This window comes from Streptomyces sp. NPDC059002, assembly GCF_042740435.1.
In the GTDB taxonomy this organism is placed as follows: Bacteria; Actinomycetota; Actinomycetes; order Streptomycetales; family Streptomycetaceae; genus Streptomyces.
Window position 1 is genome coordinate 170,084 of sequence record NZ_JBHYJI010000003.1, and the last position, 22,597, is coordinate 192,680.

The 22,597-nt window shown below is 70.5% G+C and carries 21 protein-coding genes and 1 tRNA gene; 16 read left to right on the forward strand and 6 right to left on the reverse strand.

The window, feature by feature from the left end; genetic code table 11:
• Positions 1-23 precede the first annotated feature (23 nt).
• Positions 24-278 (reverse strand): mycoredoxin, encoded by a 255-nt coding sequence (locus ACFWZ2_RS04465; protein ID WP_384541653.1) that lies wholly within the window; start codon positions 276-278, stop codon positions 24-26.
• A 69-nt stretch (positions 279-347) separates the two neighbouring features.
• Here ACFWZ2_RS04465 and ACFWZ2_RS04470 point away from each other — a divergent pair, with 69 nt between their 5' ends.
• From ACFWZ2_RS04470 to ACFWZ2_RS04490, 5 genes are all read left to right on the forward strand, one after another.
• A complete protein-coding gene (locus ACFWZ2_RS04470) occupies positions 348-2,639 on the forward strand; it encodes an ATP-dependent DNA helicase UvrD2 (protein ID WP_384542159.1) in 2,292 nt (763 codons plus the stop codon).
• Positions 2,640-2,802: 163 nt separating this feature from the next.
• Complete coding sequence (locus ACFWZ2_RS04475; protein ID WP_384541656.1) at positions 2,803-3,144, forward strand: hypothetical protein; 342 nt, start codon at positions 2,803-2,805, stop codon at positions 3,142-3,144.
• A 170-nt stretch (positions 3,145-3,314) separates the two neighbouring features.
• Positions 3,315-3,683, forward strand: coding sequence for a WhiB family transcriptional regulator (locus ACFWZ2_RS04480; protein ID WP_055555173.1), 369 nt, complete (start codon positions 3,315-3,317; stop codon positions 3,681-3,683).
• Positions 3,680-4,003, forward strand: a complete 324-nt coding sequence (locus ACFWZ2_RS04485; RefSeq protein WP_384541659.1) for a hypothetical protein — start codon at positions 3,680-3,682, stop codon at positions 4,001-4,003. Before ACFWZ2_RS04480 ends, ACFWZ2_RS04485 begins: the two co-directional genes overlap by 4 nt.
• Positions 4,004-4,120: 117 nt before the next feature.
• Positions 4,121-4,327, forward strand: a complete 207-nt coding sequence (locus ACFWZ2_RS04490; RefSeq protein ID WP_384541662.1) for a hypothetical protein — start codon at positions 4,121-4,123, stop codon at positions 4,325-4,327.
• A 51-nt stretch (positions 4,328-4,378) separates the two neighbouring features.
• On the opposite strand, the gene ACFWZ2_RS04495 is transcribed toward ACFWZ2_RS04490, so the two are convergent.
• Positions 4,379-5,764, reverse strand: coding sequence for an ABC1 kinase family protein (locus ACFWZ2_RS04495; RefSeq protein ID WP_384541665.1), 1,386 nt, complete (start codon positions 5,762-5,764; stop codon positions 4,379-4,381).
• A gap of 41 nt (positions 5,765-5,805) precedes the next feature.
• Entirely contained in the window at positions 5,806-6,990 is a 1,185-nt protein-coding gene (locus ACFWZ2_RS04500) for a TOMM precursor leader peptide-binding protein (RefSeq protein ID WP_384541668.1), read from the reverse strand.
• 202 nt (positions 6,991-7,192) lie between these two features.
• Here ACFWZ2_RS04500 and ACFWZ2_RS04505 point away from each other — a divergent pair, with 202 nt between their 5' ends.
• From ACFWZ2_RS04505 to ACFWZ2_RS04520, 4 genes are all read left to right on the forward strand, one after another.
• Positions 7,193-7,816: a M48 family metallopeptidase gene (locus ACFWZ2_RS04505; RefSeq protein WP_384541671.1), complete on the forward strand. Its 624-nt coding sequence runs from the start codon at positions 7,193-7,195 to the stop codon at positions 7,814-7,816.
• A 117-nt stretch (positions 7,817-7,933) separates the two neighbouring features.
• Positions 7,934-9,667 (forward strand): TerD family protein, encoded by a 1,734-nt coding sequence (locus ACFWZ2_RS04510; RefSeq protein ID WP_384541674.1) that lies wholly within the window; start codon positions 7,934-7,936, stop codon positions 9,665-9,667.
• Between the two features lie 11 nt (positions 9,668-9,678).
• The gene (locus ACFWZ2_RS04515; protein WP_384541677.1) at positions 9,679-10,359 is read left to right on the forward strand and encodes an AIM24 family protein; all 681 of its coding nucleotides are present in this window, start codon (positions 9,679-9,681) and stop codon (positions 10,357-10,359) included.
• Between the two features lie 16 nt (positions 10,360-10,375).
• Positions 10,376-11,131 (forward strand): AIM24 family protein, encoded by a 756-nt coding sequence (locus tag ACFWZ2_RS04520; RefSeq protein WP_384541680.1) that lies wholly within the window; start codon positions 10,376-10,378, stop codon positions 11,129-11,131.
• Between the two features lie 107 nt (positions 11,132-11,238).
• Here the strand turns inward: ACFWZ2_RS04520 and ACFWZ2_RS04525 are convergent, their stop codons facing one another.
• Both ACFWZ2_RS04525 and ACFWZ2_RS04530 read right to left on the reverse strand, forming a co-directional pair.
• Complete coding sequence (locus tag ACFWZ2_RS04525; RefSeq protein WP_384541683.1) at positions 11,239-11,763, reverse strand: NUDIX hydrolase; 525 nt, start codon at positions 11,761-11,763, stop codon at positions 11,239-11,241.
• The gene (locus ACFWZ2_RS04530; protein WP_384541686.1) at positions 11,760-13,217 is read right to left on the reverse strand and encodes a zinc-dependent metalloprotease; all 1,458 of its coding nucleotides are present in this window, start codon (positions 13,215-13,217) and stop codon (positions 11,760-11,762) included. The genes ACFWZ2_RS04525 and ACFWZ2_RS04530 overlap by 4 nt, the downstream gene beginning before the upstream one ends.
• A gap of 188 nt (positions 13,218-13,405) precedes the next feature.
• On the opposite strand from ACFWZ2_RS04530, the gene ACFWZ2_RS04535 reads away from it, so the two are divergent.
• The 4 genes from ACFWZ2_RS04535 to ACFWZ2_RS04550 all read left to right on the forward strand — a co-directional run bounded on the left by ACFWZ2_RS04535 (position 13,406) and on the right by ACFWZ2_RS04550 (position 16,590).
• Positions 13,406-14,518 carry an SDR family oxidoreductase gene (locus ACFWZ2_RS04535; RefSeq protein WP_384541689.1) on the forward strand — a complete coding sequence of 371 codons (1,113 nt, stop codon included), beginning with the start codon at positions 13,406-13,408 and terminating at the stop codon, positions 14,516-14,518.
• Positions 14,519-14,645: 127 nt separating this feature from the next.
• Positions 14,646-15,110: a molybdenum cofactor biosynthesis protein MoaE gene (locus ACFWZ2_RS04540; RefSeq protein WP_384541692.1), complete on the forward strand. Its 465-nt coding sequence runs from the start codon at positions 14,646-14,648 to the stop codon at positions 15,108-15,110.
• A gap of 140 nt (positions 15,111-15,250) precedes the next feature.
• On the forward strand, positions 15,251-15,421 hold the full coding sequence (locus tag ACFWZ2_RS04545; RefSeq protein WP_169801310.1) for a hypothetical protein: 171 nt from the start codon (positions 15,251-15,253) through the stop codon (positions 15,419-15,421).
• Positions 15,422-15,504: 83 nt separating this feature from the next.
• Positions 15,505-16,590 carry a PDZ domain-containing protein gene (locus tag ACFWZ2_RS04550; RefSeq protein ID WP_384541695.1) on the forward strand — a complete coding sequence of 362 codons (1,086 nt, stop codon included), beginning with the start codon at positions 15,505-15,507 and terminating at the stop codon, positions 16,588-16,590.
• A gap of 94 nt (positions 16,591-16,684) precedes the next feature.
• Here the strand turns inward: ACFWZ2_RS04550 and ACFWZ2_RS04555 are convergent, their stop codons facing one another.
• Entirely contained in the window at positions 16,685-17,224 is a 540-nt protein-coding gene (locus tag ACFWZ2_RS04555; RefSeq protein ID WP_384541698.1) for a PPA1309 family protein, read from the reverse strand.
• 148 nt (positions 17,225-17,372) lie between these two features.
• Between ACFWZ2_RS04555 and ACFWZ2_RS04560 the strand changes: the two genes are divergently transcribed.
• From ACFWZ2_RS04560 to ACFWZ2_RS04570, 3 genes are all read left to right on the forward strand, one after another.
• Positions 17,373-20,330, forward strand: coding sequence for a UPF0182 family protein (locus tag ACFWZ2_RS04560; RefSeq protein WP_384542161.1), 2,958 nt, complete (start codon positions 17,373-17,375; stop codon positions 20,328-20,330).
• Positions 20,331-20,381: 51 nt separating this feature from the next.
• Positions 20,382-20,455, forward strand: a tRNA-Met gene (locus ACFWZ2_RS04565).
• Positions 20,456-20,681: 226 nt separating this feature from the next.
• Positions 20,682-22,505, forward strand: coding sequence for a sel1 repeat family protein (locus ACFWZ2_RS04570; RefSeq protein ID WP_384541701.1), 1,824 nt, complete (start codon positions 20,682-20,684; stop codon positions 22,503-22,505).
• The last annotated feature ends 92 nt before the right edge of the window (positions 22,506-22,597 follow it).

Genomic DNA, 22,597 nt, shown 5'->3' on the forward strand with positions numbered 1-22,597 from the left:
GTACTAGCGGAGTCTTGGGGGACTCAAGCTGCAATGGCCTGCTTGACCTGAGCCAACGAAGGGTTGGTCATCACGGACTCAGTGCCACCGGGGGAAATTACGAGCACCGTGGGAACCGTCTGGTTTCCGCCGTTCGCCTTCTCGACGAAGGCCGCCGAGTCCGGGTCCTGCTCGATGTTGATCTCGTTGTACGCGATGCCCTCACGGTCCATCTGGCCCTTGAGGCGGCGGCAGTAGCCGCACCACGTGGTGCTGTACATCGTCACAGTGCCCGGCATGTCTCGTGTGCTCCTTCGTCGCTCGGGGTGCGTCTTCGCAATCAATCGAACGTACGCGACCCGGTCACCATTCCCGCATTAGTACGACCGGCTGCGCCCCCCTGTGGACAACCGGCTCACCGGCCCCCTGCGACCTGGCAGCATGGCGGGGTGACATCAGCAACGCACTCCACCCTCTTCCCGCAGGTCCCGGACTCTGCCGACGCGGTGCTCGCCGGGCTCGACCCGGAGCAGCGCGAGGTGGCCACCGCCCTGCACGGGCCGGTGTGCGTCCTCGCGGGTGCCGGCACGGGCAAGACACGGGCGATCACGCACCGGATCGCCTATGGCGTGCGCGCGGGGATCCTCCAGCCCGCCAGCGTCCTGGCCGTCACCTTCACCAACCGCGCGGCCGGTGAGATGCGCGGTCGCCTGCGCCAGCTCGGCGCCTCCGGCGTGCAGGCCCGCACCTTCCACTCGGCGGCCCTGCGCCAGCTCCAGTTCTTCTGGCCGAAAGCAGTCGGCGGCTCGCTGCCCCGCATCGTCGACCGCAAGATCAAACTCGTCGCCGACGCGGCCGCCGCCTGCCGCATCCGCCTCGACCGCAATGAACTGCGGGACCTGACCAGCGAGATCGAGTGGTCCAAGGTCACCCAGACTGTCCCCGCGGACTATGCGGCGGCCGCCGCCAAGTCCGGCCGCCTCGTCCCCCGCGATCCGGCCGAGATCGCCCAGCTCTATGCGGCGTACGAGGACCTCAAGCGCGACCGCGCCGTCATCGACTTCGAGGACGTCCTGCTGCTCGCCGTCGGCATCCTCCAGGACCGGCACGACATCGCGGAGCAGGTCCGCGCCCAGTACCAGCACTTCGTGGTCGACGAGTACCAGGACGTGAGCCCGCTCCAGCAGCGCCTCCTGGAGCTGTGGCTCGGCGACCGGGACAGCCTCTGCGTCGTCGGCGACGCCAGCCAGACGATCTACTCCTTCACCGGCGCGACCCCCGACCACCTGCTGAACTTCCGCACCCGCCACCCGGGGGCGACGGTCGTCAAGCTGGTCCGTGACTACCGCTCCACGCCCCAGGTGGTCCACCTCGCCAACGGCCTGCTCTCCCAGGCCCGCGGCCGCGCCGCCGACCACCGCCTGGAACTGATCTCGCAGCGCGACCCGGGCACCGAGCCGGTCTACGTCGAGTACGCGGACGAGCCGGCCGAGGCGGAAGGCGCCGCCCGCCGCATCCGCGGCCTCCTCGCCGACGGCGTCCCCGCCAGCGAGATCGCGGTCCTCTTCCGCACGAACTCGCAGTCGGAGATCTACGAACAGGCCCTCGCCGACGCCGGAGTGCCCTACCAGCTGCGCGGCGCCGAGCGGTTCTTCGAGCGCACCGAGGTGCGGGAAGCGGGCGCTGCCCTGCGCGGCGCGGCCCGCTTCGGCGGGAACGACGCCCTCCTCGACGACGTGGTCGACCTGCCCTCCCAGGTGCGGGCCGTGCTCTCCACCAAGGGCTGGACGTCCCAGCCCCCCGCGGGCTCCGGCGCGGCCCGGGACCGGTGGGAGTCCCTTGCGGCGCTCGTGCGCCTCTCCGAGGACTTCGCGCGGGCCAAGCCGGAGGCAACCCTCGCGGACCTCGTGGCCGAGCTGGACGAGCGGGCGAGCGCCCAGCACGCCCCCACTGTGGAAGGCGTCACACTGGCCTCGCTGCACGCGGCCAAGGGCCTGGAGTGGGACGCCGTGTTCCTGGTCGGCCTCGCCGAGGGCATGATGCCGATCACCTACGCCAAGACCGACGAGCAGATCGAGGAGGAGCGCAGGCTCCTGTACGTCGGCGTGACCCGCGCCCGCGTCCACCTCTCCCTCTCCTGGGCCCTGTCCCGCTCACCGGGCGGCCGGCCGAACCGCCGCCCCAGCCGCTTCCTCGACGGCCTGCGCCCGGGCTCAGGGGCGGGTGCGGCGGCCCGCGCCGCGGGCGGCGGCCCCGGCGGTGTCGAGCGCGGCAGCGGCGGCGAGGGGACCGCCGCTGCGTCGGGCCGCCGTCAGCGGAAGAACCGCACCCCGGCGCGCTGCCGCGTCTGCGGCCGGACGCTGACCGAGGCGGGCGAGATGAAGCTCATGCGGTGCGAAGACTGTCCGTCCGACATGGACGAAGGGCTCTACGAGCGTCTTCGGGAGTGGCGATCGGGCCAGGCGAGCCTGCTGGGACAGCCCGCCTACTGCGTCTTCACGGACAAAACCTTGATCGCCATCGCGGAGGCCGTGCCCGACGACGAGGGTGAGCTGGCTCGCATCCCCGGGGTCGGCGTGCGCAAGTTCAACCGGTTCGGCGCCGACGTCCTTGCTATTTGTGCAGGTCAGGAGCCTGTAAGGGGCGCCGATGAAGAATGATTCAAACTCGTCGAAAAAATAGTTTGCGCATGCGCAAGGAAGACCCATAGGTTCTTAGCACGGAAACAGCGGCTTCTCCGAAGCCCTGGTTCCGTGCTGTACTTGACAGTCCGCAGGATCGGTTCCGGCCGATCCCCTAGACGCCGAGAGGAGGCGAATTCCAGTGATCAGCATCAACGAGAGCTTCATCAGCACCGCCAAAATGACCGATCGCTCGGTCGTCGCTTCCTGCCTGCTCGGCTTCTCGAACCAGGGCACCGGTCTGTCCGGCGGCATCTCCGCCGTGCGTCCGATGCCTGCCTCCCTGCCTCTCGCCGGTCTTCCGATCGTCGAGGCCAATGAGGGCAATGAGCGACCGACCAAGGCACCGGAAGCAGCAGTAGCGAAGGGACAGGCCCAGGCCTATGCCTTTGCGGCAGCCGGTGCCGGATTCCGGAAGCAGACGACGCAGCACCACACGATGTGGGCCTTCCGTGGGCTCGAACCCTGGAGTGATCCAGTCTGATCCTCGATCAGACCGGCGCCTTCAGGGCCGCGGAACCCCACCCGGGATCCGCGGCCCTTCTGTTTTCCCCAGAACAGGGAGAACAGAGCGAAGGGGCCAAGAGAAAGACCCGGTACCAGCCGCCAACCGGCCGACCCAGGCCGGCACGACCAGACGAGGAAAACACCACCGTGCAACTCGAAGCGCACGCCCCGTCCGTACCGCCTTCACAGACGCTCCCCCCGCCCGCACCCACGGAGGACCCGACCTTGACTCCCCTCACCGCGCTCACCGCGCTCGACGACGCCATCGAGAACCTCGGCGTACCCGTCCCCTGCCGTGCCTACGACCCGGAGGTCTTCTTCGCGGAGTCCCCGGCCGACGTCGAGTACGCCAAGTCGCTCTGCCGTACCTGCCCGCTGATGGAGGCCTGCCTCGCCGGCGCCAAGGAGCGGCGTGAGCCGTGGGGCGTCTGGGGCGGCGAGCTCTTCGTCCAGGGCGTGGTCGTCGCTCGCAAGCGGCCCCGTGGCCGTCCGCGCAAGAACCCGGTCGCCGCATGAGCACCGCCGGAACGATCGATCGCCCCCTGACGCACGACCCCAAGAAGCAGGCCCCGATGAAGGCAGCCACCAGCGAGCCCGCAGGCTCCGCGACCACAGACTTCACCACCACCGGCGCGAACACCTCGCGCCAGAACAGGACCCGAGAGATGCAACTCATCCCAGAAGCCCTGGCTCGTGCGCATATGCACGAACGCCTGCGTGAGGCCGAGGCTCAACGCCCGGTCGAGCGCCTCCTGGCGGCCCGCCGCATGCAGCGCCGCGCGGAGCGCGCGTCGATGCGTGCCCGGCGCGCGCTCGCCATAGCGGTCATGCAGTAAGACCCGCTCACGAGGCGCAACGCGATGACAGAACCAGGCGGGGGCCGGTCCGAACGGACCGGCCCCCGCGGTGCGTTGTGCTCACCGATCTTCCCCGCACGGCGATATGGTCGCCGGGTGGACCAGCAGAATCCTCAGCCCGCGGGCACGGAGAATGCGGGCACGGAGAATCTCGTGTGCTCCCGCTGCGGCACCATCGCCGAAGGCGCGCCGCCAACCTGGACCTGCTCCGTGGAGAACGGCACCCGTCACTACTTCTGCGACTCCTGCGCGCGCGACAACATCAGAGCCATCGAGGGCCGCCTCGACTCGGCCTGGTGGTGAGCCGCACCACCCAATGGGCGCGGCCCGTCAGAACTCAGGCCTCGGCAGAACTCAGGCCTCGGCCGCGGCGTCGCTCTCCGCCGTCTCCACCTCCTCCTCCATGTCCTGCGCCGCCTCCACGGCGAAGCCGGGCAGCCACTCCTCCAATTCGTCCCGCATCCGCACCGTCGAGCCCAACTGGCACAGCACCCCGATCGTGCTCAGCGTCACGCGGTGTATCAGCAGATACGACGGCGGCAGGTTCAGCTGCTTGCCCAACTGGTAGGCGGGGGAGCGCGGGTCGGCCACTCGGGCCGCCTGGCTGCGCATCCAGCCACGCGTGAACGTGAACTCCTCGACCAGCATGGGCTCGATGATCGGCAGCAGATAGTCGAGCACCGCGTCCGGCTGCAGCTCGACGGACTCCTTGACGAAGCCCTCCTCGCACAACATCTCGTAGACCGCGTCGGCCTCGCCCTCGAGCGTCATCCGCAGTGACTCGCCGATGGTCACGGGCAGCCCGCCGGGCAGCCGGTCCACCGTGCCGAAATCGAGGACCCCGAGCCGCCAGCCGCTCTTCTCGTCGGGCAGCAGCCGGAAGTTGCCGGGGTGCGGATCGGCGTGCAGCAGGCCGGTACGCGCCGGGCCCGAGAAGAGGAAGCGGGCAAGGAGCTGCCCCGCCCGGTCGCGCTGCTCCTGAGTGCCGTCCGCGATCACCTCCGACAGAGGCGTCCCATCGATCCACTCGGTCACCAGAACCTGCTCGCTCTGGTGCACCACCTGGGGCACCACCACATCGGGGTCGTCCGCGAACTCCTCCGCATGCGCCTGCTGGGCCTGGGCCTCCAAGCCGTAGTCGAGCTCCTCCGACACCCGGTCGCGCAGCTCCGCGATCAGCGGCTTGATGTCCATCCCCGGGATCAGCGGCCCCAGGAGCCGGGCGAACCGGCTGAGTTGATTGAGATCGGACAGCAGCGCCTCGCCCGCGCCCGGGTACTGGACCTTGACCGCGACCTCGCGGCCGTCCGCCCAGACCGCCCGGTGCACCTGGCCGATCGACGCGGCCGCCGCGGGCTTGTCCTCGAACTCCAGGAAACGGTCGCGCCAGTCCTCGCCGAGGCGCTCCGCGAGAACGGAGTGCACCGTGCGGGTCGGCATCGGTGGCGCCGCTTCCTGCAACTTCGTCAGCGCCGCCCGATAGGGACCCGCGACCTCCTCCGGCAGCGCCGACTCGAAGACGGACAGCGCCTGCCCGAACTTCATGGCCCCGCCCTTCAGCTCGCCGAGGACCTTGAACAGCTGCTCCGCCGTGCGCTGTTGCAGCTCGCGCCCGACGATCTCCGCGGACTTGCCCCCAATCCGCTTGCCGAGCCCCCAGGTCGCGCGCCCCGCGAAACCGAGCGGGAGCGCGGCCAGTTTGGCGGTACGGGTGACCGCCTTCCGGGGAAGATCAGACATGCGCCCCTCCAAGTCCCAGACAGCCGCGCCTTGTCAGGCGGTTACCCGGCCATTGTGTCGTGCGGCTCCTGGCCCACGGTGACCTGATCCCCCTTAACTTGCGCACCCGCTCCGCAGGGGCACGCGGGATGCGGCCAAACCGGGCGCGCGTGCCACTCGAAACCCGGCACGGACGCCTCCCAGCGCGCGCCCGCACAGGCCGAGGAGACTCCGTCCAGAAACGCGAGCGCATGCCCTGCGGCCAGCCCGGCGACAGCGGTTGAGAGGGCCAGATCGCAGGCGGGCACATGCCGGGCGTGCCCCGAGCGCCACTGCGCCAGCATGCGGGGCCAGGTGGGGTCGCGGTCCGTGCGCTGCTGGAAGAGACAGCCCGCACATGCAGTCGCCCCGGGCAGGACCAGGGGGCCCACCACGCCGGTGCCCTCGATCACCCCGGCGTACAGATGGGGTGTGCCCGAGGCGAGCAGGTCTTCGACGGTGGCGGGATCGGGGGCATACGCGGCAAGGCCGTCCCGTGGGGCGATGATCACGAGCGAGAGCCCCGCCTCTCCCTCCCGCGTCCCGGGCACAGCGGTGACGGCGCCGGGTGACGACGGTGCGACCGGTGCCGAACGGCTCGGCCGGGGCGGGCGGTCGGGTGCCCATTGCCGCACGAACCGGCGCGCGGTCGTGTCCCTGCGCTCCCCGATCGACTCGATGGGCAGTCCGCACGGCGCGACGTCCCACGGCTCGACCTGTCCGCCGTCCATCACATCGACCCGGCCCACCCCCGCCCCCGCGAGCACCGAGGCCAACGCCGCGCCCACCCGTCCCGCGCCCTGGACCCGCACGCGCATGGCCCGGCGCGCCGCCAGCTTGTCGATCGCCTCGCCCGGTCCGGGGGACAGCAGCGACAACGAGGCCAGGTCGGGCCGCAACCGGTCCATCACCGTGCCCCGCTTGCGCAAGGAATCGGCCGCGGGACCGCCGCCTGTCGAATCGTCCAGCAGACCGGCCCGGGACAGTTCGCCGAGGAGCTTGTCCACGTGCCCGTCGGGCAGACCCATCCGCTGCGCCTCCGCACGCAGCATCGGCAGCCCGCGGGTCCCGTCGAGGAGGGTCAGAAAGCTGCTCGTCGCCGTGTCCATCGGGCCGAGCGTCAAGGCGTGTGCCGGTGCGACGCCGAACTGCACGGTGCTCAGGTCACGCCAGCCGCGCCGCAGCGCGGGCTTCAACATCGGATGCATGGTCGTCCCCCGTAGGCCGGTCGCCGCGGCCCCGTCCGCCGCGTCGATCGAATGCCAGAATGCCCGTCCTGCCGAACGGCCGCTTCGCGTTGTCCACAGGCGGTGGATGCTTGTCGTACTAATCAAGCGCACGGGGATCGGAACAGCGCCGAACCGTCCCGGAGGCGGGACTTCCCCCACGTCCAGCGGGTAACGTCGGGGCGTGCCCGCCGACCCGTCCCCTCGCGTCGCTGGGGAGACCTCGGCGCGTCGCGCCGGAACTCCGCAGCGCAGCACGACCAGTCCGCCGCCGTCCGGCGCGGTTGCCAGCGCGGTCGAGGTGAGACGGAGCGCCCGCCGTCGCAGAACGGTCTCCGCCTATCGCGAGGGCGATCGCACCGTCGTCCTCATCCCCGCCCGCATGTCCGAGGCGGAGGAGCAGCGCTGGGTCAACGTGATGCTGGACAAGCTCGCGGCGCAGGAGAGCAAGCGGCTCCTCGGTGACGCGGAGCTCGCCGAGCGCGCCGGGCAACTGTCCGAGCAGTACTTCGAGGGCCGGGCCAGGCCCGCCTCGGTTCGCTGGGTCACGAACCAGAACACCCGCTGGGGTTCCTGCACCCCGTCGGAGGGCAGCATCCGTCTTTCGCACCGCCTGCAGGGCATGCCCGAGTACGTCGTCGATTACGTCCTCGTCCATGAACTCGCGCATCTCCTCGTACCCGGACACGGGCCCCGGTTCTGGCGCCTGCTCGAGGCCTACCCCCGTACGGAGCGGGCCCGGGGGTACCTCGAAGGGGTGGTCGCCGCCGACCGGCTGCCCCACCTGCCCGCCGCCCGCGAGGAGTGAACGTCCGCCGGATCCCGCGGTTGTGTAGCGGGTCTGTACCGGCTTCGCTCGCTGTCGGACTTTGCGGTTAGCCTGACGCGACGCATTCACATTCGGGATGGGGGACGGTCGTTACGTATGGCCAGGGAATTCCAACGCGGCCACAAGGCCAAGATCAGTGACCTCACCGCGGGCACCGATCTGTACGTCGGCGTACAGATCTCGGCCCCCGGGCTGACCTTCGACATCAGCTGCTTCGGCCTGGACGCGAGCGAACGGCTCTCGGACGACCGGTACTTCATTTTCTTCAACCAGCCCAAGTCGCCCGAGGAGTCGATCCAGCTCCTGGGCGCGCAGGCGGGCGACACCGAGTCCTTCCGCGTCACGCTCGACCGCATCCCGCAGCAGATCCAGCGGCTTTCGTTCACCGCGACGATCGACGGTGCCGGGCAGATGTCGCAGGTGGCCTCCGGGTACATCCGCATCGTCGCGGGCGGCGAGGAAGTGGCGCGCTACGCCTTCAACGGCGCGGAGTTCTCCACGGAGCGCGCCGTCATGCTGGGCGACTTCTACCTGAAGGACGTCTGGCGGTTCGCCGCGATCGGACAGGGCTTCGACGGCGGGCTCGACGCGCTCCTGCGCAACTTCGGCGGCGAGGTCGCCGAGGAGGAGCCCGCGGCTCCGCAGCAGCAGTCCGCCGCGCCCTCCTTCGCGCCGCCCGCGCAGGCCGCCGCGCCGCCCGCCTTCGGCGCCCCGGCGGCGGCCGCGCCTCCGCAGGCACCTGCCCCGGCCCCCGCTCCCGCTCCCGCTCCCGCGCAGAATTTCGCGCCGCCGCAGGGCGCCACCCCGCCGCCCGCCCCCGCTCCCGCGGACCCCTCGGTGCACGCGGCGCAGACCATCGTGGCCCCGATGAACCAGCCGCCCGGCGGCGCCGTGCCGCCCCCGCCGGCCCCCGCCCCGTACGGCCAGCCGGGCCAGCAGCCCCCGCAGCAGCCGCAGTTCGGCCAGGTCCCCGGCCAGCAGCAGGCGCCGGGCCAGACCGCGCCGCTGCCGCCGGGATACGGCCAGCAGCCGCAGGCCCCGATGCCTCCGGGGTACGGCCAGCAGCCCGCCGCCCCGATGCCGCCCGGCTACGGACAGCAGCCGAGCGGCCAGTTCCCCGGTCAGGCCCCGGCCCCGCAGGGTGCACCGCAGGGCGCCGCTCCCCAAGGCGCCGGTGTGGCAGCAGCCCTCCAGAAGTACCGCGAGGCCCCCACCGGACAGCGCTGGACGCAGCAGAACGAGAAGCTGATCCGCGTCGATCTGGGCGTCGCCGACCAGCCGATCCTCGCCCGCCAGGGCAGCATGGTGCTCTACCAGGGCAAGGTCGAGTTCAGCTACAAGGGCGCGGGCTTCGCGGGCCGCATCGTGGGCAACGCCACCGGCCAGGAGATGCAGCTGATGCGCTGCTCCGGCCGCGGCCAGGTCTTCCTCGCCGAGGAGGGCACGCACCTGCACCCGATCGAGCTCCAGGGCGACGCGATCTGCGTCTCCGCGGAGAACGTCCTCGCCTTCGACGAGTCGCTGCAGCACGAGGTGCGCAGGATCGAGGGCCACGGGATCCCCGGCGGCGCGCTGTTCGTCATGCAGTTCCAGGGCACCGGCACGGTCATCCTGAAGACCCACGGTGTGCCCGTCGTGCTGCCCGTCACGCCGACGACGTTCGCCGACTGCCACGCAGTCGTCGCCTGGTCGGCCGCCGCACAGGCGATCGTTTCCAGCCAGGTCCGGATGCGCAGCAACGCCTACGCGGGCTCCACGGGGGAGAGCGTGAACCTCCAGTTCCGTGGCGCGCCCGGCAATTTCATCGTCGTCCAGCCGTACGAGGTCTGAGGGAGCCCGTCATGAATCAGCAGCTCGCGGGCTTTGCTCCCGCACCCGTCGCCGCCCGCATGGAGAACCACGGCCACCACATGGTCAAGGTGGCCATGCAGACCGGCAACGACCTCTTCGCGCGCGTGGGCTCGATGGTCGCCTACGAAGGGTTCGTGCAGTACGAGCCGAATCCGCCCGCCGTCCGTCAGGTCGCGCGCGAGTGGATGACCGGTGAGGGCGCGCCCCTGATGAAGTGCTCCGGAGACGGCCTTCTCTACCTCGCCGACTACGGAGCGGACGTCGTCGTCATCAACCTGGCGGGCGACTCCCTCTCGGTGAACGGCACCAACCTGCTCGCCTTCGACGCGTCCCTCCAGTGGGGCGTCGAGCGGGTCAAGGGCATGGCCAAGTTCGCCGGACAGGGCCTGTGGAACATCAAGATCTCCGGTCAGGGCTGGGTCGCGCTGACCTCCCGCGGCACCCCGATCGTCGTTGACTGCGGCCGCGGTGACGACGAGACGTACGTCGACCCGGACGCCCTGATCGCCTGGTCCCCGAACCTCAAGGTGAAGGGCAAGCGCAGCTTCAAGGCCGGCTCGCTCATCGGGCGCGGCAGCGGCGAGGCCTATCAGATGGGCTTCTCCGGAGAGGGCATCGTCGTCGTACAGCCCAGCGAGGACAGCACCGACCGTCTCCGAGCACGGGGCTGAGGGGGAGCAACACACCATGCAGAGCCCACTTTTCGCGCATGCCGAGCAGCAGACGCAGGAGCGCTACTCCGTGCAGAACCCGCAGATGCTGCGGGTCGCCCTGGAGGGCCACGACGACGTCCTGGCCCGCAAGGGCGCCATGGTCGCCTACCAGGGTCTTATGGAGTTCGACGCCGAGTACCAGAGTCAGGGCAACCAGCGTGCCCGCGCGCACACCGGCGAGGGCCTCGACCTGATGCGCTGCCACGGGCAGGGCACGGTCTACCTCGCCAACCTCGCCCAGTACATCCACGTGGTGGACGTGGACCAGGACGGCCTGACTGTGGACAGCAGCTATGTCCTCGCGATGGACTCGTCGCTGACCCACCAAGTCATCGCCGTGGACAGCCAGTACGGGATCTCCGGCTCCGGCAAGTACCAGCTCAACATCTCCGGGCGCGGCAAGGTCGCCCTGATGACGTCGGGCCAGCCGCTGATGCTGCAGGTCACTCCGGACCGGTACGTCAACGCGGACGCCGACGCGATCGTCGCCTGGTCCAACGGCCTGCGCGTCCAGATGCAGGCCCAGACCCACTCCTCGGGCGTCTGGCGGCGCCGCGGCAACACCGGTGAGGGCTGGGAGCTCAGCTTCATGGGACAGGGCTACGCGCTCGTCCAGCCCAGCGAGATGCTGCCGCCGCAGAACGCGAACATCGGGCAGGGTGCCCGGGCGCAGTTCGGGATGGGCCAGCAAGGTGCCCGGGGGCAGAACCAGGGCAACGTCTGGAGCTAGTCGCTCTCGCGAGGACGAGCAGAAAAAAGAGGCGCGGGGATCTGTGTGCGGGCCGTATGTGGCTTGTCGCGCAGTTCCCCGCGCCCCTTTCAAGGGCGTGCCTTCACCTAGAGGCGTGCCCTTGTTGCCTCTACGAGGCGTACGACCGATTCGTCGGCCACGTCCGCCACCTCGTCGTATGCGAACCAGCGCAGGTCCAGTGACTCGTCGCTGATCGCCTCGACGGCGTCGGCCGGGGCCAGCGCGGCGTACTGGACGTCGAGGTGCTGGGTGCAGGGGCCCGGGATCGAGTGCCGGTCCAGGCGGACGGGGCCGCCGGGGAGCAGGGTCAGGCCGGGTACGCCGGACTCCTCGGTGGCCTCGCGCAGTGCGGCCGCGGTCAGCGTGGCGTCACCCGGCTCGCAGTGGCCGCCCATCTGGAGCCACATGCGCAGCTTCTTGTGCAGGGTCAGCAGCACGCGCCCGCGGGGCGGGTCGATCACCAGGGCGCTGGCCGTCACATGGCCGTCCGTGCAGGACTTCCACATGCCGTCCGCGGGGTGCGCGGCGAGGTGGTCCAGGTAGTACTGGCGCAGTTCGTCCTGGTCCTCGTAGCCCTTCAGCACGAGGACCGCGTCGTCGTACAGAGTCACTTGCCGTCGTCGTCCTTGGCGTCGTCGCCCTCGTCCTTGGTGAGGTCGGGCTTCGCGGCGCCGCCGCCCGCCGCCTCGCCGAGCATCTTGTCCAGCTCGGAGAAGTCCAGCTGCTCGCGGTGCACGAAGCCGTCGGGGTCGTCCAGGTCGGAGGCCGTCGGCAGCATGTCCGGGTGCTCCCACAGGCCGTCGCGGCCGTCGACGCCGCGCGCGTCGGTGAGCGAGGCCCACAGGCGCGAGGCGTCCCGCAGGCGGCGCGGGCGCAGCTCGAGGCCGATCAGGGTGGCGAAGGTCTGCTCCGCGGGGCCGCCCGTGGCGCGGCGGCGGCGCAGCGTCTCGCGGAGGGCGTCGGCGGAGGCCAGCCGCGGCTTGGCGGCGGCGTGCACCACGGCGTCCACCCAGCCCTCGACGAGAGCGAGAGCCGTCTCGAGGCGGGCCAGGGCGGCCTTCTGCGCGGGGGTGTCCTCCGGCTGGAACATGCCCTGCTGGAGTGCCTCCTGCAGCTGCTCCGGGTTCTGCGGGTCGAGCTGGCCGACGACGTCCTCCAGCTTGGACGTGTCGACCTTGATCCCGCGCGCGTACCCCTCGACCGCGCCGAACAGGTGCGAGCGCAGCCACGGGACGTGGGCGAAGAGCCGCTGGTGGGCGGCCTCGCGCAGCGCCAGGTAGAGCCGCACCTCGTTCTTGTCGATGCCCAGGTCCTTGCCGAAGGCCTCGATGTTCACCGGGAGCAGCGCGGCCTTGCCGGACGGGCCGAGCGGCAGGCCGATGTCGGTGGAGCCGACGACCTCGCCCGCGAGCACGCCCACGGCCTGGCCGATCTGCTGGCCGAACATGGCGCCGCCCATGGAGCGCATCATGCCGATCAGCGGGCCGGCCATGGCCTGCATCTCCTCGGGCAGCACATCGCCCATGGCGAGGCCGACGCGCTCGGCGACCGGGTCGACGAGCTCCTTCCACACCGGCAGGGTCGCCTCGACCCACTCGGCGCGGCTCCACGCCACGGCCGTCCCGGACCCGGAGGGCAGCGACGTCGCGTCGTCCAGCCACAGGTCTGCCAGGCGCACGGCCTCCTCGACGGCGGAGCGCTCGGCGGGGCCGACGCTGGCGTCCTTGACGCCGTCCGACGTGCCCTGGGACACGGTCTGGCGCGCGATGTCCTTGGCCATGTCCCAGTTCACCGGGCCGCCCTCGTACGAGAGCATCTGGCCGAGCTGCTGGAACGCGGCACCCAGGTCGTTCGGGTTCATCGAACCGAACATCGCGGCGAACGGATTGTCACCGCCGCCGGGGCCGCCCGCTCCGGGGAACCCCCCGAAACCGAACGGATTGGCAGGTCCACCGGACCCCTGCCCGCCCTGTCCTCCCCCTCCGGGGGTGTCCTTCTTCTTGCCCTCGTCGCCGTCTTCCGGCTCCTCCGGCGGAAGGCCGAATCCGAATGGGGTGTCACTCACGGGATTCCTCGGCTCGTCAGGCCGCCGGTATCGTTCCGGCGGCGGCGCTACAACACCACCCAGCGTAGACACCGTGACGGGATCGGGCCTCGGTGCTTCGCCGACTCATGGCCTGCGGCAGGATGGATGCCACCTGGTACGTACGCGTCATTCGCGTACGTACTGAAGACAACCGCTGGAGACGCCCGGTGAGTTCCCCAGATCCACAGGTTCGCGCAGCGCGAAACCCCTCAACCCCGTCGCCTGTCCGAGGGCCCGTAGTCGCCGTCACCGGCGCCGCCTCCGGCGTGGGCGCCCTGCTCACCGAGCGCCTCGCGGCCTCGGAGGAGATCAAGCAGGTCATCGCCATCGACGAGCGCCGGGGCGACTGCTCCCAGGCGCAGTGGCACATCCTGGACGTCCGGGACCCGGCGATCGCCGAGAAGCTGCGCGGCGCCGACGTCGTGGTGCACCTCGCGCTCGATCTCGACCTGGAGACCGACGGCGCGGCCCGCACCGCGTACAACGTGCGCGGCACCCAGACCGTGCTCACCGCGGCCGCGGCCGCGGGCGTGCACCGCGTCGTGCTCTGCACGTCGGCGATGGTCTACGGAGCGCTGCCCGACAACGAACTGCCCCTCTCCGAAGACGCCGAACTGCGTGCCACCGCCGAGGCCACCGGCGTCGGGGACCTCCTCGAGGTCGAGCGGCTCGCCCGCAGGGCGCCCCGCGCGCACCCCGGCCTCAACGTCACCGTCGTACGCCCTGCGACGCTGGTCGGTGGCACGGACACGGCCCTGACCCGTTACTTCGAGTCGCCTCGCCTCCTGGTCGTGGCGGGCTCCCGCCCCGCCTGGCAGTTCTGCCACGTCGAGGACCTGTGCAGCGCCCTGGAGTACGCCGTCCTGGAGAAGGTCGAAGGCGAGCTGGCCGTCGGCTGCGAGGGCTGGCTCGAGCAGGAGGAGGTCGAGGAGCTCAGCGGGATCCGGCGCATGGAACTGCCCTCCACGGTCGCGCTCGGCGCCGCGGCCCGGCTGCACCGCATCGGTCTCACTCCGTCCCCGGCCGGTGACCTCGCGTACACGATGTACCCCTGGGTGGTCAGCGTCAGCAGGCTGCACGACGCGGGGTGGCGGCCGCAGTGGACCAACGAGGAGGTCCTCGCGGAGCTGCTCGAAGAGGTCTCCGGACGGCGCACGGTGGCCGGGCGCAGGCTCGGGCGCAAGGACGCGACGGCCGCGGGTGCCGCGGGTGCGACGGTCGCGCTGCTGGGCGCGGCGGCGGTGGTGCGCAGGGCCCGGAAGGCGCGGCGGCGGATCTGACGAGGCGCGCGCAAGGCACCTCCCTGTACGGAAGGCACCGCCCTGTAGGGAACTCCAAGGCCCCACGCGCGCGTGCCGGTCGAAAGGTCTATTCCGTGTCGGGCGCCGGGTGCGGCACCATGGCCGCATGGCAAGCACCACGATGGACCACCCCGGCGAGCAGGCCGCCCAGGACCCGATCCGCCTCCTCGAGATCCGTGAGACACCGCTCTCCCTGGACGAGGTATTCCGGGCGGTCGGTGACGACGCGGCGGGCGGCACGGCGCTCTTCGTGGGGACCGTGCGCAACCACGACGGCGGCGCGGACGTCGACGAGCTCGGCTACTCGACGCACCCCACCGCCGAGGCCGAGATGCGCCGGGTGGCCGAGAAGGTCGTCGCCGAATATCCGGTGCGCGCGCTTGCCGCCGTCCACCGCGTCGGTGACCTGGGCGTCGGCGATCTCGCGGTGATCGTGGCCGTCTCCTGCCCGCACCGTGCCGAGGCCTTCGCCGCCTGCCGCAAGCTGATCGACGACCTCAAGCACGAGGTGCCGATCTGGAAGCACCAGCGGTTCTCCGATGGCAAGGAGGAGTGGGTCGGCGCCTGTTGAGGTGCGGCGCTGCCAGTGGGGCGCGATTGACCCGGGTGGCTCCGGTTGCGTAACCCGACCCCTGCCGCGAGCGTTGACCATGCGGATGGTTAATCTGCTGATCAGTCAGTTGTGGTCGCGCATGGGGTCGGGAGGTCGACGTGGCATCACTTGCCTGGTTGCTGATTCCGCTTCTGGCGGCGGTCGGCGCGGGTCTGTGGGGCAGCTGGGCCGCCCGCAACCGCAAGTCGGGACGGACGGGCGACGTCACCGAACTCAACGGCTACGCGGCGTTCCGCGAGGCCATGGAGAAGTCGCACTCCGGCACGTGAGGCCGCACCGCTCCGGTACGTGATCTCCCCGTACGGACTGGCCCCAGGGGTGCACTCACAGGCCCGTCCCGTACTGTCGTTCCATGCCACGCCGCACCACGACGATGCTTGCGTCCACCCTGATGCTGATCGCGCTGCTCTGCGCGGGAGTGCTCATCAAGGTGCCCTATTCGGAGATGTCCCCGGGCCCCACGGTGAACACCCTCGGCGACCACGACGGCGAGCCGGTGCTGCAGATCTCGGGGCACAAGACCTATCCCACGACCGGCAACCTCAACATGACGACGGTCAGCGTCACCAGCGCCGACTACCGGATGAACCTCGCCGAGGCCGTGTACGGCTGGCTGGCCCACGACAACATCGTGGTGCCGCACGACACGCTCTACCCGAACGGCAAGACGGAGCAGCAGTCCTCCCAGGAGAACGCCGAGGAGTTCAGCCAGTCCCAGGAGAGCGCCAAGGTCGCGGCCCTCAAGGAGCTGGACATCCCGGTGAAGACGCAGGTCATCGTCAACACCGTCTACAAGGACAGCCCCGCTGAAGGCAGGCTGCACGCGGGCGACGTCATCAAGAAGGTCGACGGCAAGCCCGTGAAGGAACTGACGGACGTGGCCAAGCTCGTCACCCAGCGCAAGGCGGGCCAGGACGTCGTCTTCACCGTCGTCCCGGTCAAGGAGGCGGCCGCGGCCGAGAAGGCGCACAAGGAGCCGACCAGGACCGAGGACGTCAAGATGACCACGGAGAAGGCGAAGGACGGCCGCGCGATCGTCGGCATCGAGGCCGGGACCGACCACACCTTCCCGTTCACCATCGACATCAAGCTGGCCGACGTCGGCGGGCCCAGCGCGGGTCTGATGTTCGCGCTCGGCATCGTCGACAAGCTGACCCCGGAGGACCTGACCGGCGGCAAGTTCGTGGCCGGCACGGGCACCATCACCGACAAGGGCAAGGTCGGGCCGATCGGCGGCATCGAGATGAAGACGGTCGGCGCGCGCGAGAAGGGCGCCGAGTACTTCCTCACGCCGAAGGACAACTGCGCGACCGCCGCGAAGGACGTCCCCGACGGGCTCACCCTGATCAAGGTGGACACCATCGACGACGCGGTGAAGTCCCTCGAGTCCCTGCGCAAGGGCGACACCGCCGACCTGCCCAAGTGCACCGCGAAGTAGCCGCAGGACCCGCGGAGACGTAGCCCCGGGGCGCGCGGGCGGGAGTACGCGGGTGGGATCGCCCCCACCCGCGTACGGGACGTACGAGGGGCCGTTACGCGAACGTCGCGGCCAGTGCGTCCGCCAGACCCGGCACCAGGTCCGAACCGGTGAGGACCTCGGTCGGCGAGTCCTTCTCGCGCAGCCGCAGCGCCGACTCGCGGGCGCCGTCGCGCAGCACCGCGACCGTCATGCGGACCTCCTGGCGGTCCGGGTGCTGGGCCACCCACTTCGCGAGCTGGGCCTCGCTGAGACCGTCGGGGACGGACGTCTCCGCGGACGGCGGCAGCATCAGGCGCTCCACGGTGAGGGCGCAGCCCGCCACCGCGTCCGGCCAGGCGATGGTGCCGAGGAACTCGTCCAGCGGCTTGTCCGCGGGGATCTCCTCCTGCTCGATGGGGGTCAATCCGGCGTGTTCCACGCCGTCGTCGAGGCCGAGCTGGGAGGCGAGGCCGGGTTCTTGGGTGCGCAGTCGCGCCGTGTCGACGAGCGCGAAGAGGCGGGCGGGCCGGTCCCAGCCGAGGCCGGATGCGTACTCGTCGATCTCGAGCACGGCCCGGGTGAGGGGGCTCGCTGCCATGGGAGTGTTGGACATGGTCACAATCCTGCCTCGTTAGTCCCGGGAAACGGGAACCGAGTAAAGCGTAGGTAAGTTGCATAGGTGTGGGTCCGCGATCTCGGGGGCCTGACGGACCAACAGAGAATCAACAGCGAACTTCGAGGTGCGCACCTTGGCTTTCCAGATGCCGGACCGCGGCGGAGGCCCGACGGGGCCACGGATCAGAGTGGGCCGACCATCCCGGCGGGTCCGGACCCTGCTCATGACGCTGGGCGTCCTGGCCGTGCTGGCCATGGCCTTCGTCATGTTCGCGGGGTTCTGGACGGACTGGCTGTGGTACCGCTCGGTCCACTATTCATCGGTCTTCACGACGACCCTGTGGACCAAGATCGGCCTGTTCTTCGTCTTCGGCCTCCTCATGGCGGCCGCGGTCGGCGTGAACATCTGGCTGGCGCACCGGCTGCGCCCGCCGCTCAGTGCCATGTCGATGGAGCAGCAGAGCCTCGACCGGTACCGCATGGGCATCGCCCCGTACAAGAAGTGGCTGCTGATCGGGATCACCGCCCTGGTGGGCCTGATCGCGGGCGCGTCGGCCGCGGGGCAGTGGCGCACCTGGCTGCTGTGGGTCAATGGGGTGCCGTTCGGCCAGAAGGACCCCCAGTTCCACATGGACGTGTCCTTCTTCGCGTTCGACTTGCCCTGGTACCGCTTCCTGCTCGGCTTCGGCTTCGCGGCCGCGGTGCTCTCCCTGGTCGCCGCCGCCCTGACGCACTACCTGTACGGCGGGCTGCGGATCACCAGCCCCGGAGCGCGCGCGACCGCCGCGGCGACGGGACACCTTTCCGTGCTGCTCGGCGTCTTCGTCTCGCTCAAGGCCATCGCGTACTGGCTCGACCGGTACGGCCTCGCGGTGAAGTCCAGTGACTTCAAGGCGACGGACAACTGGACCGGCCTGAAGTACGTCGACGCGAACGCGTACCTGCCGGCGAAGACGATCCTGTTCTGCATCGCCGTCATCTGCGCCCTGCTCTTCTTCGCCACGCTGTGGCGGCGCACCTGGCAGCTGCCGGTCATCGGCTTCGGCCTGATGGTGCTCTCGGCGATCCTCATCGGCGGGCTCTACCCCGCGATCGTCCAGAAGTTCCAGGTCCAGCCGAACGAGCAGGCCAAGGAAGCGCCGTACATCGAGAAGAACATCGAGGCCACCCGGAACGCCTACGGGATCAGCGGTGTGAAGCCCGAGGACTACAAGGGCGCGGGCAAGGTCGGTGAGGACGCCAAGAAGAAGCGTGAGGACGCGGACTCGGCGGCCAACTACCGGCTGAACGACCCGAACATCGTCTCGCCGACGTTCCAGCAGCTGGAGCAGGAGCGCAGCTACTACCAGTTCCCGAAGACGCTGGACGTGGACCGCTACAACGGCCAGGACACCATCGTCGGCCTGCGCGAGCTGAACGTGAACAAGCTCGACAAGCGGAACTGGATCAACGACCACTTCGCCTACACCCACGGCTACGGCATGGTCGCCGCCAAGGGCACGGAGACGAAGAAGGGCTCCAAGGGCGCCCCGGACTTCACCGAGTCCGGCCTGCCCACCACCGGCAGCCTCGGTGAGTACGAGCAGCGGATCTACTACGGCGAGAAGACCACGCAGTACTCGATCGTGGGCGGGCCCCAGAAGGAGCTCGACTACGAAGAGGACGGCGGCGGCCAGAAGACCTACAGCTACAAGGGCGACAGCGGGGTCAACCTCTCCAACCCGATCAACCGCGCCGCGTACGCGGTGTCCTTCGGGGAGCCGCAGATCCTGTACTCCGGAGCGATCGGCGAGGGCTCGCGGATCCTGTACAACCGCACGCCCAAGGAGCGCGTCGAGGCGGTGGCTCCCTGGCTGACGATCGACGGCGACGTCTATCCGACCGTGGTCGACGGCCGCATCCAGTGGGTCGTCGACGCGTACACCACGAGCAACGGCTATCCGTACGCCTCGCGGACCACGCTCGGCGACAGCACCGCCGACTCCCTGTCGCAGGCCGACAGCCAGCGCACGGTGATCGCGCAGCAGAACCAGGTCAACTACATCCGGAACTCGGTGAAGGCGACCGTCGACGCGTACACCGGTGACGTCAAGCTCTACACCTGGGACGACAAGGACCCGGTCCTGAAGACCTGGAAGAAGGCGTTCCCGGGCACGGTCAAGGACAAGAGCGAGATCCCGCCGAAGCTGATGGACCACCTGCGCTACCCGCAGGACATGTTCAAGGTGCAGCGCGAACTGCTCACGAAGTACCACGTCACGGACGCCGGACAGTTCTACAACGCGAGTGACGCCTGGCAGGTGCCGAACGACCCGACGAAGAAGGACGACAGTGCGGTCCCGCCGTACTACCTGTCCATGAAGTCGCCGGGACAGTCGCAGCAGCAGTTCTCGCTGACGACGACGTTCACCCCGAGTGAGCGGCCCAACCTACGGGCCTTCATGACGGTCGACGCCGACGCCAGAAGCGACAACTACGGAAAGATGCAGCTCCTGAGAGTCAGGGGCGACGTCGACGGTCCGGAACAGGTGCAGAACAAGCTGAACTCCATGACGGAGGTCGGCAACTTCGTCCGGGACATGAAGGGCGCCGACTCCGATGTCCTCTACGGCAATCTGCTGACCGTGCCACTGGACGACGGATTCCTTTACGTCGAGCCCGTCTATGTCCAGGGACGCAAGTCGGCGTATCCGCTCCTGAAGAAGGTGGCTGTGTCGTACGGCACGGAGACGGCCTTCGCGGACTCCCTGAAGGAGGGCCTCGACCAGGTCTTCGGAGCCGACGGGGGCACCAAACCGCCGGCCGACGACGGGGGCGACACCACGAAGCCGCCGACGACGAACGACCCGACGGTCCAGGACGCCCTCGACGACGCCCAGAAGGCGTTCGAGGACGGCGAGAACGCCATGAAGGACAACGACTGGAAGGCGTACGGCGAGGCGCAGGACCGCCTCCAGGAGGCGCTGGAGCGGGCCGAGGAGGCCTCCTCCAAGGCCGCTAAGAACGACAAGAACGCCGACAAGGGAGCCGACAAGGGCGGCGACAAGAACGCCGACAAGGGCGGCGACCAGGCGGCGGACAAGGGGTCGGACAAGGCCGACTGAGCGAGCGGTCAAGGAGCCACCTCGCGCCGTGGTACGGTTTCAACACAACGGCGCGGGGTGGAGCAGCTCGGTAGCTCGCTGGGCTCATAACCCAGAGGTCGCAGGTTCAAATCCTGTCCCCGCTACTGCAAGGTGAAGGCCCGGATCCTTACGGATCCGGGCCTTCGTCGTGTGCCATGGGGCCTGTCGTGTGCGGGTGTCCTATGCCAAGAAATGCGAACCGTGCTCTGTCGGGGGAGAGTTGGGGGATCTGTGTTTCACTTATCTCTCTGTGGGCATGTCGACAAAACGCTGAAGTGACCTCACTGGCTGCGGTATACCAGGTGTACCCAGGTTGCAGGTGGTGCGACGATGGACGTTATGGGGGACAAGGCAACTCTGTTGGAGACAGGGCGGTTTGTGCAGCCGGCCGACCGGGAGGATCCCGGGGCGGCCGCCGAAGAAATGCGTCATCGGCTGGCCGCCGAGGCCGGAGACGTCGACGCGATGAGCGTCCTCGGCAGCCTGCTGCTGCGCCGCGGTGATCTCGACGGCGCAGAATCGCTGCTGCGCGCCGCGACCGCCGAGGGCGACCGTGCCGCGGCGAACAATCTGGGGGTCCTCCTCCACCAGCGCGGCTACGCGGACGAGGCGGCCGGCTGGTGGCGGGTCGCCGCCGTCGCGGGTTCCGCCGCGGCGGCGCACGCGCTCGGGCGCCACCACCGCGAGCGCGGCGACGAGCCCGCCGCCGAGTACTGGCTGCGGCAGTCCGCCGAGCAGGGCCACACCCTGGGGGCGTACGCGCTCGCCGACCTCCTGGAGCACCGCGGTGACGTCGGGGCCGAGCGTTGGATGCGTACCGCCGCCGAGCGGGGGCACCGCGAGGCCGCGTACCGCCTTGCGCGGGCGCTCGACCGGCGGGCCGACGCGGAGGCGGGCGAGCGGGGCGCCGAGCGCGGCGGACGGGCCGGGGACGGCGCGTCCCGCGCGGGCGACGAGGCCGAGCAGTGGTACCGGCAGGCGGCCGCACGCGGGCACCGGCGGGCCGCCCTGCACCTCGGCGCGATCCTGGAGCAGCGCGGCGACCTCAAGGAGGCCGGGCGCTGGTACCTGAACTCCGCCAAGGACGGCGAGTCCAGGGCGGCCTGCGCGCTCGGGTTCCTGCTGCGTGACGCGGGCGACGAGGAGAGCGCCGCCGTGTGGTGGCTGAAAGCCGCCCAGGACGGCGACGGGAACGCCGCGAACGCGCTCGGCGCGCTGCACGCGGAGCGGGGCGAGACGCAGACCGCCGAGCGGTGGTACCGCGCCGCCATGGACGCGGGCGATGTGAACGGCGCGTACAACCTCGGGCTGCTCTGTGCCGAGCAGGGGCGGACCGCACAGGCCGACCAGTGGTACCGCCGTGCCGCGTACGCCGGGCACCGCGAGGCCGCCAACGCGCTCGCCGTGCTGCTGCTGCAGGGCGGGGACGCGGCGGGGGCCGAGCCGTGGTTCTCCAAGGCCGCCGAGGCGGGCAGCGTCGACGCCGCGTTCAACCTCGGGATCCTCTACGCGAGCCGGGACGACGAGTCGGCCGCCCTGCTCTGGTACGAGCGGGCGGCGGCGGCCGGGCACACCGACGCCGCGCTCCAGGTCGGCACGGCGCGGCTGCGGGACGGGGACGAGCAGGACGCCGAGCGGCATCTGCGGTGCGCGGCAGGGGGCGGCAGCGCCGAGGCGGCGTACCGGCTCGGCACCGTGCTCGACGCGCGCAGCCCGTCCGTCGGGCCGCCGGTCCTCGGTGAGCCCGCGGCGGAGAAGACCGAGTGCGAGGAGTGGTACGAGCGGGCCGCCGAGCAGGGGCACCGGCGCGCCCAGGTCCGGGTCGGGATGCTGGCCGCGGGGCGGGGCGATGTCGTCGAGGCGGCGCGGTGGTACCGGCTCGCGGCGGAGGCCGGAAGCCGGAACGGCGCGTTCAACCTCGGGCTGCTGCTCGCCAGGGAGGGCAGCGAGCCGGAGGCGGCGCTCTGGTGGACGCGGGCCGCGGACGCCGGGCACGGTCGGGCGGCGCTCCGGCTCGCCCTCCTCTACGCGCGGCGCGGGCAGCTGGCGCAGGGGCAGCGGTGGGCCTCGCGGGCGGTGGAGCTCGGGCCCGCGGAGGTCGCGGAGCGGGCCGCCCGGCTCAAGGAGGCGCTTCATCAGGAGCTGACCGCATGATCTGCGCCCCGCGTCGGCGGGTGCGGGGCGCAGGGGGAACAGGAGTGCGGGCCGGAAGCGATTTGCGCTGGTCGTAGCCCTGGCGTAGTGTT